This window comes from Peribacillus sp. SIMBA_075 (assembly GCF_046534585.1).
Map to the genome: position 1 here is coordinate 1 of NZ_JAWRYN010000066.1, position 17,099 is coordinate 17,099.

The following is a 17,099-nucleotide window of genomic DNA, read 5'->3' on the forward strand; positions in this document are numbered from 1 at the left end:
TTGCTTTTTTAATAGTGTGTGCTCACTTAAAATTTAACGTTGGCGCTTTGTTTTGTTCAGTTTTCAAAGAGCAATTTTCACAATCGTTCTTTCGAACGGCTTGTTTATTCATCATAACACTTTATTGATTAGTTGTCAACTTCTGCGAAGTTTTTAACTTATTTTAAATCGCTGTGTTTTTCAGCGACCATTTCATCTTATCATTTTCATAGTAAGAAGTCAATAGTTATTATTTTCTTCTAGCAATCTGCCAAAAGCGGATGAAGTTTTTCGTTTGTCTTAGTTGGTGCTTATTTATATTAATCCTATTTCACCTTAAAGTCAACGCTTTTTCTCTATATTATTATATTTGTTTGAGTGCACAGTTTATTAGCTTCTAAAGTTTAAACAATTCCATGACAGTACTTATATAAATAGAAAGAAATGTAACCATACATAATTACTTTGTGGATTGTGTATTATCATCCTGCAGGGATGTAAAGTGTAAAAAAGAGCTCCTTCAGCTGTTTAATTAAATTGACTACCCCCTATCCCCTCGAATATTCATTGTTTTTTCCCTAATTCTTGAATGTCTTGCCAGTATACCTGTCGGTCTTTCTCCTCAGAGGAAAAGTTTTGCAAAGAACAGATAGGGTTTTCGACAAAAAAACTCAGAACTCCTCTGTAAACATCCATACTACATATAATAGGCTAATAAACTCCTGTATATCGTTTTTATGAATGACATCTAAATCTAATGAATAATGGAGTGTGGAATATAACCAAATTGACTTCACAATTTCCATCATGTTAATATATAACCAAGTAAAATAATCGGAATAGTTAATTTTATACTTTTACAAGCTAACTTTTAATTAAACATAACTATATAGCTAAAAGGAGATGGGAATATGAAAGCAGCAATGGTAATACCAGGTGCGGAATCTTTTTTCTTACCCGGCAATTCTATCGGTATCCTTATTTGCCATGGTTTTAATGGAACACCACAAAGCGTAAGGTATTTAGGTGAAAAATTCGCTGCCAAAGGCTTTACTGTCTTCGCTCCCAGATTGGCAGGCCACGGAACGAATGAAGGTGAAATGGAAACGAGCCATTATCAAGAATGGATACAAGATGTTGAAATGGCCTATGCAAAGTTAAAGCGAACCTGCACCAAAGTATTCGCTATTGGCCAATCAATGGGAGGAGCTCTTGTCCTGGATTTAGCGACAAAAGTGGCTTGTGACGGGATTCTAACCATCAATGCCGCTCTTCAAGTTCCCGAATATGAAATATACCGTAACCAATTGGTTCCACGCTTCATTCCTGAAGGCAAACCAGACATAAAAGATGATACGACCAAAGAAGTCACATATGACCAAGTTCCGTCAAAAGCGATTAATCAATTGCTCGATATAATGGAACATACCAGTCAACTACTTAAAAACATTACGTGCCCAATACTCCTCTTCCATTCTCCAGAAGATCACGTTGTACCAGACCTATGTTCCTATCAAATTTACGAAACTGTCATGTCCAGCGATAAGGAAATGGTGCCCCTTGAAAATTCATATCATGTGGCCTCGTTGGATCATGATAAAGATCATATCATTGAACGGTCATGTCAATTCATTCAAAAGCAAAATAAAAGGGCAACAATCGCTTCTTAACCTCCTTTATAAATTGGGTTTACCCATACACTTCATGGGTATATAAAGTATATAAAGAAAAAGGAGGTAACATAATGAGCGGTTTATCAGACAAAGTAAAAAGTACTGTAAATAAGGTTAAAGGTGAAACGAAAGACCAGGTCGGAAACGCGAAAAATGATCCTCACTTACAAGCAGAAGGTAAAGTCGATAAATTAAAAGGCAATTTACAGGATAACATTAGTAAATTGAAAAATAACCGTTGAAGCAATAGATGGGTACATTATTCACTCAATACTCTTAACGAACATTCTCGCCCCCCTTATATAGAGAAGAGGCGGCAGATAATCTGCCGCCTCTTCCTTCTTTAATTTGCTTGAATAATTACAACACACATATCATCCGGTTGATCTTGCTGCATTTTCGGGGGCATCAAAAAATCAATAGGGGGAGTTTCTTTACAATCTAACCATCTCGTCGAGACCGCTTCTTTTATTTGGCTGAGCCCTTCTGTCCCTTCCCGATCAATAGCTTCCATGACTCCATCCGTAAATAGCATAAGCTGAATCTTCTCTTCATAATGAATGATGGATTTTTCTATCTTCATCTCGGTAAAGAAACCAACTGGACATGTCCCTTTTGAAAGTGATGCCACTTTTCCATCATCTATTAAAGCAAAGCCTGGAGGATGTCCAGCATTCACATATTCCACTGTCTTTTGCTCTGTATCAATGATCAAATAAATCGCGGTAAAATAATAATGCACTAGATTGTCCTCTTTATTAAGGGTACTCATCCAGCGATTCATTTCGTTTATGACTGCCACTGGATCAGTATGTGTCCTGATGGCATCTCTCAAAACTGAAGAAATGAACATACACACAAGTGAGGCGGAAATGCCATGCCCCATCATATCCAACAGGATGATCCCATACCGATTTTCATCAATACGGTGCCAATAGTACATATCCCCTGCCAATTTATTCGCAGGTAAGTATGATGCTCTTATAGTTAAGTGATCATTTCTAATGGGCTCACTTAATAAACTGCTTTGAACCTGCATGGAGAGATCCAATTCGTTGCGAATTTTTTCATCCTGCATTTTATGCCAATCTTTTTCATATTTAAGTCTTAAACCCACGCGAATTCTCGCAAGTAAATCTATTTTATTGATAGGCTTCATTATATAATCAATACCGCCCACATCAAGTGCCTCGGCCACCTTGTTTGAATCTTCAAGAGCGGTCACAAAAATAACCGGTATATCTTTAAGGTGAGGAATACTTTGAAGCCTCCTGCATGCCTCTATCCCATCGATCTCCGGCATCATAATATCAAGCAGAATGATATCAACTGAAGTCTCTTTAGGTTGCGGACTATCCACCTGTAAATATTCAAACATCTCAACAGCTGAAGTTAATGATAGAAAGTCCGTATAGCCTGCTCGCTTTAGAATTTTCTCTATAACGAAAAGGTTAACCTGGTTATCATCTACGATTAGAATCCTCATTCTTTCATTCCCCTTTTGGCTTATATCGAGCGGCAACATTTATCTTTATAATATGGATCAGTTTAATAAAGCTCCCATAACAAGTATTTTCCCATTATATTATAACGAAGTTCAGTCTCTTTTAATAATAATAAAGCACGACAACGAATATAAAATGAAGACCAACTCATTGTTTATACCCCTTCTTCCGACACCATAAACATAGAAATGCAAAAAAAGCGGAAAATATAGTATATCCCTATAAATTAAAAGAAAGAGTACGCAAATATGCGTACTCTTTCTTTTTACAATTTCCGATAAATCCGTTCCTTTGAGTCAAAGTCCTCATAATCTTCCGAAAAGGATGATGTATGAAGTGTTTCCTTACTGCCAACTGCAAGGAAACCGTCTTTACAAAGACTGTCATAAAACAACTGATTAACATAGGTCTGTAATTCACCGGTAAAGTAAATCATCACATTCCGGCACATTATGATATGAAATTCATTGAACGAACCATCAGTAACTAAATTATGCTGGAAAAACACAATGTTTTTAAGGAGACTCGAATCAAGGTAGGCATTTTGATAATCGGTTGTGTAATACTCCGAAAATTCTTGGTTACCGCCAGCATGCAGATAGTTTTTTGTATAAGACTGCATTCTATTTAATGGTAATATTCCTTTTTCCGCATGACTGAGGACTTCATCATTCATATCAGTGGCATAAATCCTTGCCTTATCATAAAGTCCTTCTTCCTTGAGGATGATCGCCATGGAAAAGGCTTCTTCACCGGTCGAACAACCAGCATGCCATATTCTGATTTCGGGAAGGTTTTTCAAAAGCGGAACGATATTCAAACGAAAAGCTTTAAAGAATTCCGGATCGCGAAACATTTCTGTAACATTTATTGAAAAATCCTTCAAAAGCTTCTCGACATAGCCTTTTTCATATAAAACCATTTCTATCATTCCGCTAATCCTGCGAATATGATCCAGTCTCATTCTATTTTCAACTCTTCTTTTAATTGAAGAACGCATATACTTGCGAAAGTCAAAGCCAGAAACGGAATAAATGGCCTCTAACAATAATTTGATTTCTATATCTTCTCTTTCTTCAATCGTTAAAGTATCCTTCATGCAAAACCTTCCTTACCCATACTATCAATCAATTAATTAGTCAGCCATACTCTTAGAACGGATAACAGCTGATCTAATTTTAATGGCTTGCTGACATAATCGGAAGCGCCAGCCTTCAGGCATTTTTCCCTATCGCCTTTCATCGCTTTGGCCGTTAGCGCGATGATTGGAAGATTCTCGAACTTACTTTGCTCGCGAATTCTGGTCATCGTTTCGTAACCGTCCATGCCTGGCATCATGATATCCATCAATATTACATCTATATCGTTACCTTTTTCAAGGAGTTCCAAACATTCGTAGCCGTTTTCCGCTGTAAGGATTTCCATCCCCTCATGCTTCAGGGCATTTTTCAGTGCAAATATATTGCGGTGGTCATCATCGACGACAAGTACTGTTTTATTGCAGAATGGTTTGGCCTTATCCCGATCTTCTTCATCCATCATACCTGCATCCGGTTCTTCCTGATCGCCAAAAGGCGCGGCAGAATCATCGTGGTTAGCAGCAGCTGCCACTTCCGGAGAAGCAGCTATTGCTTCGTCTACATTTTTGAAGCCCTCTGGCATGCTTGGAATAAAGAAAGTAAAGGTACTGCCTTGCCCTTCTTCACTATCTACAATCACCCAGCCTCCCAGAAGTTTGGCAAACTCCCGGCAAATCGATAGCCCAAGTCCTGTACCGCCATATTTTCTCATTGTAGCTCCGTCACCTTGCTGGAATGCTTCAAAGATAAGTTTTTGCTTCTCTTTTGAAATTCCGATGCCAGTATCCTTCACCTTAATTTCAACCCAATTGCTAGCTCCTTTTGTCTGTATCCATTGTGCTACATTTTCTTCATCAGCTTTTTTGATTTGGACGGACACATAACCTTTTTCTGTGAATTTAAATGCATTGGACAACAGGTTTTTCAAAATTTGCTGGAAGCGCTGTTCATCCGTAAAGAAAATATCCGGAACATTTTTATCTTTTTCTATTATAAAGTCAATGTTCTTTTTCTTGGCTACATGATCGAAGTTACGGTGCAATAACTCAGGAAGTTCACTCATATTCATTTCATCAAAGACCACTTCGAGCTTTCCGACTTCAACTTTTGATAAATCCAAAATGTCATTGATCAACGTTAATAAGTCTTGCCCTGATGAGTTAATGACACGAGCGAATTCCTGTTGCTCTTCAGTTAATTTACTATCATTTGGATCGGAAAGCATTTCTGATAAAATCAGAATACTATTGAGCGGTGTCCGCAATTCATGGGACATATTTGCCATGAACTCCGATTTATATTTTGAACTTAACTTTAATTCTTCGGCTTGTTTTTCAAGGTTTTGTTTTGCGACTTGAAGCTCTTTTGATTTTTCTTCCGTTTCACGGTTTCTCTCTTCTAATTGTTCATTAATCATCCGCAACTCTTCAGCCTGTGTTTGCAGTTCCTCTGATTGGGCTTGCATTTCCTCTGACTGTGATTGTAATTCTTCCGATTGAGCCTGTAACTCCTCGGTTTGTGCCTGTGATTCTTGCAATAAACGCTCTATTTCCATCCGGCCCTCTACATTATTAATCGTGATGCCTAGAGTATCAAGAACCTGGTTCAGGAAATGTTTTTGCAACTTCGTAAAGGCCTCCAAGCTTGCCAATTCAACCATCGCCACAACCTCATCCTCAAAAACCACTGGCGCAATGACAATGCTTTTCGGATGGACTTCCCCTAATCCCGTTGTAACCAAGTGGAAATCTTCAGGGATATCGTCAATGACTTTCGATTTCTTTTCAAGGGCGCATTGTCCGATCAAACCTTCGCCCATACGGAATTCACGTCTGCCTGAGTCTTCACCATCTCCTGCAAAGCTGGCAAGCTTAACAAAACGCATGTCCTCACCCTCACCCCGCTTGAGGTAAAAAGCTCCAATTGAAGCTCCCATCATCGGTGCAAGTCTCGTAATGAATCGGTCAGCCAGAACTTCCACATCAACAATGCGCTGATACATGGTAGCTATATCTGCAACGCGGGTCTGGATCCAGTTCTGTTCACTGATCTTATCAGTGAAATCTTTCTCTTTTCGATTATAGGCCTCAAGCGATTCCGCCATATCATTGAACGATCTCGCTATATCACTAATTTCATCAGTAGTTCGAACCGGAATTCTTGGTACGACCGATAAATTTTTAAAATCGATATTTTTGATGACTTTCGTAATGGATTGCAGATCTTTCGATGTACTGCGAATCATCCAAACAACCGTTACGGAAATAACCAAAATGCTGAGAATGACCGCAAAAATCACAAAACTGATCATATCTTCATAAGTTTGTTTCGAATTACTTAAGGTATCTTTCATGACACCTTCTTGGTAATCCTTAAATTCATCCATCGTACTGATGACTTTCTTTCGTTTTTCCCTTTGATCGTCCATCAAGTTTGAAAGATCATCCGAAGAGTTTCCCGATTTTATCTTTTGGATGATCTCAGCCTCAGTTATGGAGTAAGAAGCATATTGAGTTTCAAACTCTTTCAATAATTGTTTTGCTTTCACCCTCTGTAAACTGCCTGATAAACCTGCAATTTTTGATTCAATCAAACTATGATTCTCATTGATGATTTCAAGGCTCTCTGCTCTTTCTTCTTTATTTGCATCATTCGCTGCAAACAAAATCTCACGGTCCGACCTAGAAAACAGCTGACGGATTTCCATCGAAGCTTGAACCTTTTCATAGCGATTTTCAACTATTTCCGTCATGCTACTCTTTAAATTGTTAAGCGTAACCATCATAAAAGAAAGTAAAATAGCCAAGAAAAGTAAGATTAAACCGAATCCCACCATTTGCTTCTTCCTAAAACCCATTTCCCCGCCCACCTTCATACAATTTTATAATCATCCAGAAATAAACGGCATTGCAAAATACATCTTATTACTATCATTTGGATCACTAGGATTTTTCTTTATATGCTTTTAATTTACTAAATGATAGATAGATTCATTGCTCAGACTCCATTTTAACATTTTCATAGCTAAAATGGTTACCTCCAGTGTTTTTAAAAATGTATTCCTTTTTCCAATTAAGTGGGAGTCTTTCTTTTCCTTTGTTATAACCAAAAGGCCAATCCGTATTTACTCATAATAAAAGCCGAAAGTTTTCACCTTCGGCTCTTGTTGGGAATCTGTTATTGAATTTTCTTCACTTCCACATATAAAACATGGTGGTCGGCCATTTCCTTTACAGTAAATTCATATCCGGCATATTCAATTCTATCCCCGACCGCAATCTCAAATCGGCCTGTCAGGAACCATCCGCCTAATGTATCGATATCTTCCTCTGGCAAATCGATTGCAAGGGTATCATTGACGTCTTCAACCAATGTTTTTGCATCGAAAACATAATGTCCTTCATTAATTTTTTGAATAAGCGGACGTTCATCCTGGTCAAATTCATCCTGGATTTCCCCAACGATTTCTTCAAGGATGTCTTCAACCGTAACAAGGCCGGCAGTTCCGCCATATTCATCAGTCAAGACCGCCATATGAATCCGTTCCTTCTGCATTTTCAGCAGCAGATCATGAATGGCGATCGTTTCAAGAACACGGATGACAGGTGTTACAAAGGAATCCACCGTCAGTTCTGTTACATTTTCCTCCGTAATCGTCGCTGTATAAAGTCTCTTGATATTGACCATTCCCACGACATTATCTTTATCACCGTCTATGACTGGGTACCTTGTGTATTGTTCTTCTTGAATAAGTTCAACAACTTCCAATAAAGGCATGCCCTTTTCGATAACGGTCATTTCCGTACGAGGAACCATGATCTCATTCGCAATACGCTCATCAAATTCAAATATCTGGTTTACATATTTGTATTCCGACTGGTTGATCTCACCGCTTTTATAGCTTTCCGATAAAATGATGCGCAGTTCTTCTTCAGAGTGGGCCATTTCGGACTCAGAAGCAGGCTTTAATCCGAATATGCCAGTTAGGAGACGGGCAGAACCATTCAGTAACCAAATAAATGGGTACAAAATCCGGTAAAAGAGAATTAACGGCTTTGAAAAAATCAAGGTTACCTCTTCTGCCTTTTGGATCGCAACTGTTTTTGGTGCCAGTTCCCCCACTACAACATGAAGGAATGTTACAGAACCGAATGCGATTACGAAAGAGATGATATGACTTACCGATTCCTCTAATCCCCATTTATTGAACAATGGTCTTAAAATCGCCTCAACTGTCGGTTCACCCAATACCCCCAAACCTAAGGCAGTTACTGTAATCCCCAACTGACAGGCAGATAAGTACTCATCAATATGGGTCGTCACTTTCTTAGCCGCAAGTGCATTTCTATGCCCTTCTTCAATCAACTGATTGATTCGGGAACTTCTGACTTTCACGATTGCAAATTCCGATGCAACGAAAAATGCGGTTAACGCTATTAGTACAGCTACTGCTAATAATTTTATAAAAATCTCCAATATGTGCGGGTTCACCATGAAGTGCCTATCCTTCTAACATTTGGATTAGACATACACGGTTTAATCCCAAGCACCTCCTGTATAAATGGGTTTATTCGTTTCAAAAGCGATTTTCGCCTTAACATGAACCAAAACCATTTAGCCTATATCGTTAATATGCACCTTTGCACACAAAATAATAGGGAATAAATTTTAATCATACCAGCAACACTAGTAATGATTGGATCAAGGCCATGCTTTCATGGGAAATCTGTTTTTTTAGAAGAAGCTCATTTTTTTCGTCTTTTTTAATCAAGCTGATGACTTCTTGAAGTTCTTCGTTCAGGCCATCCATTTTGTTTTTCAGTTGAAGACCTGTTTCCTCAATTGCGGATGCGACTTCCTTTTCCTGTTTAAATATATCTTTTATGTCTTCCAATGAAAGGTTCTTTCTTTTATATCCCTCGATACTGCGGAGCCTTTCAAGTTCACCTACCGAATAATAGCGGTAATTAGAGGCGGAACGCTCTGCTTTAAGCAGGCCTAAGTTCGTATAATAATCAACGGTTCGTTTTGTAACATTCGCCATTTCCGCCAACTCGCCAATTTTTAATGTCTCGTTCCCAATATAACCCCTCCAAACCGTAACGTGATGGTTTAGACAATCTGAACATATGTCTTTTCCGCCATGACGTTTTATTCTATCCTCTAATCGTACATTATTTTTATTGAAATGAAAAATATTTTTAATTGGATGAAAGGATAAATATTGTTTTATTCACATTTTTACCCTTCATGGATAAACAAAAACCGATTAATTGAATAATCGGTTTAATTTATGATTTAAGCCATGGATTCTATTTTTTTGTTTTAACTGAAAATTGATTGCTCAATATCTTAGGACCGCATTGGCATAGGGAAGAATGCTTTAGCCTTTTTATTGGTTTTCCGCATGTTTCACAGACTTTTGCTACCATTTATACTGTCCTCCTCGCTTTAACTGCTTGTTATACCTATTATACTACTTCATTGATGATAATCAATACTATATTAAAATCATTATAAACTATAGGGTGATTTTGCATTTTTATCACTTATTTTATAAGCATCTCACTTCACAAGTGATAAATATGGATTTTGGTGATTCCTTTAGGAGTGGGACTTTTAGGTCTTCTTTAAAAATGGGACTGACATACGTCAGTCCCATTTTTTTATTCAGTTGCATGTAAAGAATTACTCCTTTTAACCCAATAGGTCGCCAATACGATTAAAAGAATTAAAACAGCTTGCGGCACCAGCGTTTCCATTGTTGGATAGAGACCTATCCATTCTACAAATGGGAAGGAACTGATCGTATTTGTCTGTATCACTTGCGAAACCTGAAGCGAATGGATAGAGACCCCAAGAATCTTGAAAGCCAAGGCATATATGAGTATCGTTGCGACTTTAAAGAATAGGGTCATCGGTAATTTTACACTGTAGCGTAACATGATGAATCCAATTACCACTAATATGAGGAAGGCAAGGAAAATCCCGCTCATCAGCTGCTTTAATTCCATATATGGAGCCATTCCAGCATAAAAGATAATGGTCTCCGCACCTTCACGGAATATGGATAGAAAACTGATTAAAGCAAAAGAGATGATGCTTCCCGTTGCAATGGCTTGGTTCATTTGCTTGCTGATATAACGGTTCCATGCATGGACATTCGATTTACTATGAAGCCACAGACCAATTGTCAACATCATCAATACAGCTATTATCCCAGTGATTCCCTCAATATATTCCCGGCTCGACGCAGCCGTGACCTGAGAGAAAACGATATTGATTATGACCGCCAATATGGAACTGGCAACTAAACCTGCACCTACCCCTGTCCAAATCCACTTTTGTTTGTCCGCTTGCCCTATTTTCTTTAGGAAAGACAATAATGTAGCCACAATCAAGAGTGCTTCCAATCCTTCCCGTAAAAGAATCAGAGCGGCATCCCATGTTGTATAACTCGTATCATCAATCAAAGGGAGTAACCTTGAGTTTAAATCGGATACGATTCCCTTCGCTTCCTCAGCCTTTACCTTTTTCGATTGCAATAGGCTGATTGCGGTAGGGACTTTCGTTTCCATATCGCTGTAAAGCTTGCTGTCCCTTGTGGAGACCTCCCCTTCGACATTAGGCCAAATTGTTAAAATTTCATTTAACTGATCAACGGCAGAATCGATGTCATCCTTTTCAATATCCGTTGCACTACTTTGTAAGAGTTGCGTTACATCCCCAAGTGAATAGGTCTTCTTCTGGCTTCCTTCTTCAACTTTACCAGCAAGGAAATCCTCCATTAAACCCTTCAATTCAATTAGATTCTTTTTGGCTTTTTCCGAATCTGGGGGATCTTGTGTAATCGCTATTCGTACAAAGGCCATACTTGTTTCAATTTCACCATATGTAGCTATACTTTTCTCCCTGACAACGACCTCTGCGTCGGTCCATTGATTCAGCAGGTTCGTATATTGAACTTTAGCTTGATCAAAGTCACCTTTAGTTACCGTTGCGTCCAACTCATCTATTAAAGGAATTATCGCTTGTAACCTTTCTTTATGGTCCGTCTTGTCAACTGGGTTTTCATTAGTATCATATGTAACAAGAGTACTTGATAAAGCCGATAGCCGCTTTTTGATTTCATCTGTTGAGGCTTGTTCTCTCAAAGCGCTTTTTACAGCGGATAGTTGCTCGTCGACTTTCACCGCACTTTCACTGTCCGTTTTTATCGTTTTCCATTCTTTCTCGAATAGATCAATATTTTTCGATACTTCCTTAAGGTCCCCGGATTTTACCTTCATTAAACTATCGCCAATATAAACAAAAAGCTGATCATGGTTTTCACCCGCCGAAACGATCCTTACAGCAGATGAAAGAAATAAAAGACTGACTATTAGAACCAATATCCCACTCTTCCATTTAGAAACGGTCATACCGTTCCCTCCTTTTTCATGAACTAAAATCGCCAACCCGGATAATATCCATGCTGGCGATTTTCACGTCCTCATTTGTAATTCAATTTATCCAAAAAGGGAATCCCCAATATAGCCACCCTTTTTCACACCTGGTAAACAGGCGAACATGGCACTGCCCTTGTGAACGATATATTCGTTGAGCTTATCATTTTTCGCTAGTCGCTCCTGTATGGGAATAAATTGTTTACTTGGGTTTCGCTGAAAACAAATGAATAGCAGGCCCGCATTGAAGCTTCCTGTTTTAGGATCCATTCCATCTGCATATGAATAAGGACGTCGCAGTATCTTTGCTTTTCCGTCCCCCCTAGATAGACTCATATGCGAATCTTTGGGAATGATCCGATTTCCATTTGGGTCTTTAGCTTCCAGGTCAGGGCTATCAAACTCATTCTTCATTCCTAGTGGAGCTCCACTGTCCCGATGTCGGCCAAACGTATTTTCTTGTTCTTTCAATATTGTGCGGTCCCAAACTTCAATGTACATCTGAATTCGGCGCACCACCATATAACTACCTCCAATAAGCCAGTCAGGCCCGTCATCAGCCTTTACCCAAACATGCTCATTCATTTCACTGTTATTATTCTTATCCGGATTGGCAGTCCCATCCTTAAACCCAAATAAGTTTCGCGGTGTCGTTTTTTGTGAATCGGCTTGCTTAGTCCGTTGAAAACCTGTCTGTGCCCAATGAATGATTGTTTTCCCTCTCCCGATTCTCACTAAATTCCGAACAGCGTGAAAAGCCACTTGAAGATCATCTGCACATGCTTGAATACAAATATCTCCACCGCTCCATTCTTCTTCCAATGCATCTAGAGGGAATTTGGGCAGGTCCTTTAATTCAGCAGGTCGTTTCGATTTCAAACCAAATCGATCTTTCCCATCTTTCGAAAATAGGGTAGGACCCACTCCAAAAGTAATCGTTAAATTGGAAGGTGATAATTCTTTCGCTTCCCCCGTATCTTTTGGAGGCATATTTGTATTAAGAGATGCTTCACCAATTAAATCTCCTGCTGTCATCTGAGCCGCAGCCTCTGTCCAATCCTTAAACAGCTGGATTAAATCAGACCTATTATCTGTCGTTACTTCCAATGATGCAAAATAAAGGTTATCTTGCGCTTCAGTGGTGATACCAGCCTGATGCGCTCCATAAAATGGGACAATATCTTTAGTTTGCCCCTTTGCCTTTTGATCAGAAAGAGTCAGCAGTCCTCCAAATCCAGATGCTCCTATCGCGACTCCGATTCCACCGACTCCTGCCGTTTTCAACATATTTCTACGACTTACTTTTTTTGTAAAAATACCAGTTTCATCTTTTGGCGTGTTTTCTTTCAATTATGATTCCTCCGTTACAATCCCTATTTGCGAAAGTGGTTCAGCTAATGCATCAATTGCTTGGCTCAACTCTTTGACTTCAGATTCCTTTAAATCCGTATATGAGATGTAGCCATTTCCTTCTTTATGCTTTTCAAGCAAGCCGTATACATCGTCAAAACGTTTTTGGATTTCCGCAGCAAGCTTCGGATCCTTTTCTTTCAGCGCTGGCGTAAGCAGTTCATAGATCTTTTCTGCCCCTTCTACATTTGCAACGAAATCATATAAATCCGTATGAGAATATCGGTCCTCTTCTCCTGTAACTTTACTGGTAGAAACTTCATTCAATAAATCCACTGCACCCGTAATTAATAAATCAGGTGTGACCTCAACCGTTTCAACTTTGGCACGAAGCAAATTGACATCACTCATTAATTGATCTGCATACCCTTCGTACCCCTTGGTTGTGTTTTCTTCCCATAACCCCATTTCAATCCGGTGGTAACCGCCCCAGTCTGCATCTTTGACGTCCCCTTTACGCGCATCAATTTTCGGATCAAGATCCCCAAATACTTCTGCGATCGGTTCCGCTCTCTCATAATGCATGCGGGCTGGTGCGTATGCTTCCTTCGCTTTTTCAATATCTCCGGAAGATACCGCCGTAGTAAATTCTTCCGTTGCGTTTACGAACTCTTCTATTTCACCAATTGCATATTCCCTGTACTCGGTAGATACATCATCAAGCTTACTCGCACTCGCTTCTTTGGCGTTATCATCTGCGGGCTTAGTTTCTTCCTTTTTCTGCGTACAGCCAAATAATAGGCTTGTTGATAGTAAGACTGCTAATGTCGCCTTTGCTTTCTTCATATTGTATTCTCCCTTAGAAATGATTTGTAGGTTCATATTATCAGATAATGAAAATCATTATCAATATATATTTTAATGAAAATGCGACATTTTTCATTCTCATCGAAAAAATCCACCCACTTTACCTTTTCCCTTCCGTATATAAAAAGCTTACAGCGGCTAAAAATAAAAAAAGGCAGTGTTCTTTCAACTACCTCTAACGCTCACTCATTAACTTGTCATTTTCTTTGTCCATGATTTTTGTGATGTCCTCAACAAATTGATTGATAAATATTAGCTCTTGCTCATTATAAGCGGAACATAAATCTTTGGTGGCCATAGAGAGTGATTGATAGTGTGATTTAATCTGTTCCTGTCTTTCGGATATCGGTGCAATCATTACCCGTCTTCCGTCCATATGATCTCGTTCTCTTTTAACATAACCGGATTTCTCAAGGCGATTGATCAGTGCCGTAACCGAGCCCGTACTCAATCCTGTAATTTTGGATAGTTCTCCAGCGGTTATTGGTCCTGTTTCATTCAATATTTCCGCACTCTTTAAATCCGTATGGGACACCCCTATTTTCTGAGCCATGTTTTGTTGAAATAAAACGGATCTCATTCCATACCTTTGCAAACTGTGTGTTAAACTCTCTAACAGAGCTGCATTCACCCCATAATCGCTTGACATAAAATGCCACCCCTTTTACACTTGAATTTATCTTGATTTTCAAGATAAATGTTTTGTTTCATCTTAACGTTTACCCTTCAACCATGTAAAGGAAATTCATGAGCTGGTTGATGCGAAGGAGGAAAATAAATGAACGATCAAAAAAAACAAAGATTCATTGTTGCCGGTTTATTATTGGGTATCTTGATGTCAGCAATGGATAATACGATTGTTGCGACTGCAATGGGAACGATCGTTTCCGATTTAGGCGGGTTCGATAAGTTTGTATGGGTGACATCTGCCTATATGGTCGCCACGATGGCAAGTATGCCGATTTTCGGTAAGCTTTCCGATATGTATGGAAGAAAAAGGTTTTTTATTTTTGGACTCATAGTCTTTTTAATCGGTTCCGCTTTATGCGGTATGGCTCAGAGCATAGTACAGTTAAGTATCTTCCGTGCCATCCAAGGTATAGGCGGAGGAGCTTTGATGCCCATCGCCTTTACGATCATTTTCGATATTTTCCCACCTGAGAAACGAGGAAAATTGACAGGGCTTTTTGGTGCTGTATTTGGGGCCTCCAGCGTATTGGGACCGCTTTTAGGTGCATATATTACCGAATATTCCAGCTGGCACTGGATTTTCTACGTCAATGTTCCGATTGGAATCATCTCTTTATTTTTTATCTGGAAATATTACAAGGAGTCAGCCAACACCCAAGAGCAAAAAATTGATTGGGGTGGTGCAGCAACTCTCGTCATTGCCGTTATCAGCTTAATGTTCGCTCTCGAACTGGGCGGAGAGTATGGCTGGGGTTCATCTCCTATCATAGGTCTGTTTGCTAGCTTTGTGGTTTTCTTCATTTCTTTTTTCTTTTTCGAAAAAAGGGCAAAGGATCCAATCATCTCATTATGGCTGTTTAAAAGGCGATTATTTGCCACTTCTCAAATTTTAGCCATTCTTTATGGCGGTACATTCATTATTTTAACCGTTTATATTCCGATTTTCGTCCAAGCGGTTTACGGTGGTTCCGCAACAAATGCCGGATTGATCCTCACCCCTATGATGCTCGGTTCGGTATTCGGCAGTGCAATTGGCGGGATATTCAATACAAAGACAAGCTTTCGCAACTTAATGACGATTTCCGTCATCTGCTATTTTTCGGGTATGCTTTTATTAGGGACCATTACTCCTGATACCAGCAGGACTTTATTAACTTTATACATGATTCTGACGGGGTTTGGCATGGGCTTTTCCTTCTCCCTTTTGCCTATTGCCTCCATTCACAATTTGGAACCAAGATTCCGGGGGTCGGCCAACTCAACAAACTCATTCCTCCGCTCTTTTGGGATGACACTCGGTGTAACGATTTATGGAGCGATTCAGAACAATGTGTTCACAAGTAAAATGGCGGATGCATTTAAAGGAATGCAAGAAAGCCCGGATACAGCCGGATTAATCAAGGACCCACGTCAACTCTTCCAATCGGACGCACGTGCCGAGATTCCGGACTTTGTCCTGGATAAAATCGTTCATGCGATGTCCGATTCGATTTCACTAATATTCACCTTGGCCCTCATTCCGATTGGTCTTGCAGCAATCACTGTGTTCTTTATGGGAAAAACAAGAGTGGAAACAACTTCAAATGAGGAATCATTAAAATAAATAAAGGCGCTGGACTTCCAGCGCTTTTTATTTATTTTCATTCCTTCTATTTAGGAGGTGAAAATTGCCGAAAAATCAGTCTACTACTAAAATATAAGTAACACATTCACATACCGAGGTGAGAAGTTTGAAGATTGTATGTTTTGGTGACAGTTTAACCAGAGGCATTTCTTATGTTAAGGGAAGGCTTCGCATTATTAAAGAAAATTATCCGAACTCTTTAGCTAAGCTTACAGAATCATTGCCATTCGTGGAAGTTTTGAATAAAGGGGTTTTCAATGACAACTCCGACCTGTTGGTTAGCCGGATCGAGAAAGACGTGATGTCGGAAAATCCCGATATCGTATTAATAGAGGTCGGTGGAAACGACTGTAACTTCCATTGGGAAGAAGTAGCCAAGAATCCAGATGGTAACCATGAGCCCATCGTTCCAATCGAACGTTATCTGGAAAATATCACACAACTTGTCAAGCAGGTTCAAGACGAGCATGTAACACCTTTCCTTTTAACTCTCCCACCTTTGGACCCTGCCAGGTATTACAGATCTATAGCTGATAAATTCGGGCATTCGATCGGGCATTTCGTTTCCCATGTCGGAGGTATTGAACATTGGCATGGGATGTATAATCGCCAATTGAAAAACCTTGCAGAAGATCTTAAGGTGCCTTTGATTGATGTCCGTTCCCATATTAAATCCTCCGGCGACTTGGGTCTCTTGATTAGTGATGATGGCATCCACCTCACTTCCGAAGGGTATCAGCAAATGAGCATGGCCATATTCTATGATTTACAAAAGCATATGGCAGTGGAAATAACTCCTCGGCCATAAAACAATCGAGTAGGAGGAGGCGCCTAGCCTCCGACCTCTCACACCACCGTACGTACCGTTCGGTATACGGCGGTTCAGT

Annotated in this window: 13 protein-coding genes; 4 read left to right on the forward strand and 9 right to left on the reverse strand. The window is 39.5% G+C overall.

Annotated features, from left to right (window positions below):
- The first annotated feature begins 890 nt into the window (after positions 1–890).
- A complete protein-coding gene (locus SB775_RS25780; protein WP_061461167.1) occupies positions 891–1,649 on the forward strand; it encodes an alpha/beta hydrolase in 759 nt (252 codons plus the stop codon).
- Positions 1,650–1,723: 74 nt separating this feature from the next.
- The gene (locus SB775_RS25785) at positions 1,724–1,894 is read left to right on the forward strand and encodes a CsbD family protein (RefSeq protein ID WP_081108663.1); all 171 of its coding nucleotides are present in this window, start codon (positions 1,724–1,726) and stop codon (positions 1,892–1,894) included.
- 101 nt (positions 1,895–1,995) lie between these two features.
- Here the strand turns inward: SB775_RS25785 and SB775_RS25790 are convergent, their stop codons facing one another.
- From SB775_RS25790 to SB775_RS25830, 9 genes are all read right to left on the reverse strand, one after another.
- Positions 1,996–3,138, reverse strand: a complete 1,143-nt coding sequence (locus SB775_RS25790; protein ID WP_410863971.1) for a PP2C family protein-serine/threonine phosphatase — start codon at positions 3,136–3,138, stop codon at positions 1,996–1,998.
- A 284-nt stretch (positions 3,139–3,422) separates the two neighbouring features.
- Positions 3,423–4,256 carry a CheR family methyltransferase gene (locus SB775_RS25795; RefSeq protein ID WP_410863972.1) on the reverse strand — a complete coding sequence of 278 codons (834 nt, stop codon included), beginning with the start codon at positions 4,254–4,256 and terminating at the stop codon, positions 3,423–3,425.
- A gap of 32 nt (positions 4,257–4,288) precedes the next feature.
- Positions 4,289–7,093: a response regulator gene (locus SB775_RS25800; protein ID WP_410863973.1), complete on the reverse strand. Its 2,805-nt coding sequence runs from the start codon at positions 7,091–7,093 to the stop codon at positions 4,289–4,291.
- Between the two features lie 320 nt (positions 7,094–7,413).
- Positions 7,414–8,730, reverse strand: coding sequence for a hemolysin family protein (locus SB775_RS25805; RefSeq protein ID WP_410863975.1), 1,317 nt, complete (start codon positions 8,728–8,730; stop codon positions 7,414–7,416).
- A gap of 178 nt (positions 8,731–8,908) precedes the next feature.
- Entirely contained in the window at positions 8,909–9,280 is a 372-nt protein-coding gene (locus tag SB775_RS25810; protein WP_250211735.1) for a MerR family transcriptional regulator, read from the reverse strand.
- A 622-nt stretch (positions 9,281–9,902) separates the two neighbouring features.
- The gene (locus SB775_RS25815) at positions 9,903–11,657 is read right to left on the reverse strand and encodes an FTR1 family protein (RefSeq protein ID WP_410863977.1); all 1,755 of its coding nucleotides are present in this window, start codon (positions 11,655–11,657) and stop codon (positions 9,903–9,905) included.
- A gap of 87 nt (positions 11,658–11,744) precedes the next feature.
- Positions 11,745–13,031 carry an iron uptake transporter deferrochelatase/peroxidase subunit gene (gene efeB, locus SB775_RS25820; protein WP_089363930.1) on the reverse strand — a complete coding sequence of 429 codons (1,287 nt, stop codon included), beginning with the start codon at positions 13,029–13,031 and terminating at the stop codon, positions 11,745–11,747.
- Positions 13,032–13,877 carry an iron uptake system protein EfeO gene (gene efeO / locus SB775_RS25825; RefSeq protein WP_089363929.1) on the reverse strand — a complete coding sequence of 282 codons (846 nt, stop codon included), beginning with the start codon at positions 13,875–13,877 and terminating at the stop codon, positions 13,032–13,034.
- A gap of 196 nt (positions 13,878–14,073) precedes the next feature.
- The gene (locus SB775_RS25830) at positions 14,074–14,547 is read right to left on the reverse strand and encodes a MarR family transcriptional regulator (protein ID WP_061461159.1); all 474 of its coding nucleotides are present in this window, start codon (positions 14,545–14,547) and stop codon (positions 14,074–14,076) included.
- A 129-nt stretch (positions 14,548–14,676) separates the two neighbouring features.
- Here SB775_RS25830 and SB775_RS25835 point away from each other — a divergent pair, with 129 nt between their 5' ends.
- Positions 14,677–16,191: an MDR family MFS transporter gene (locus tag SB775_RS25835; RefSeq protein ID WP_089363928.1), complete on the forward strand. Its 1,515-nt coding sequence runs from the start codon at positions 14,677–14,679 to the stop codon at positions 16,189–16,191.
- Between the two features lie 127 nt (positions 16,192–16,318).
- Positions 16,319–17,020: an SGNH/GDSL hydrolase family protein gene (locus tag SB775_RS25840; RefSeq protein ID WP_089363927.1), complete on the forward strand. Its 702-nt coding sequence runs from the start codon at positions 16,319–16,321 to the stop codon at positions 17,018–17,020.
- Positions 17,021–17,099 lie beyond the last annotated feature (79 nt).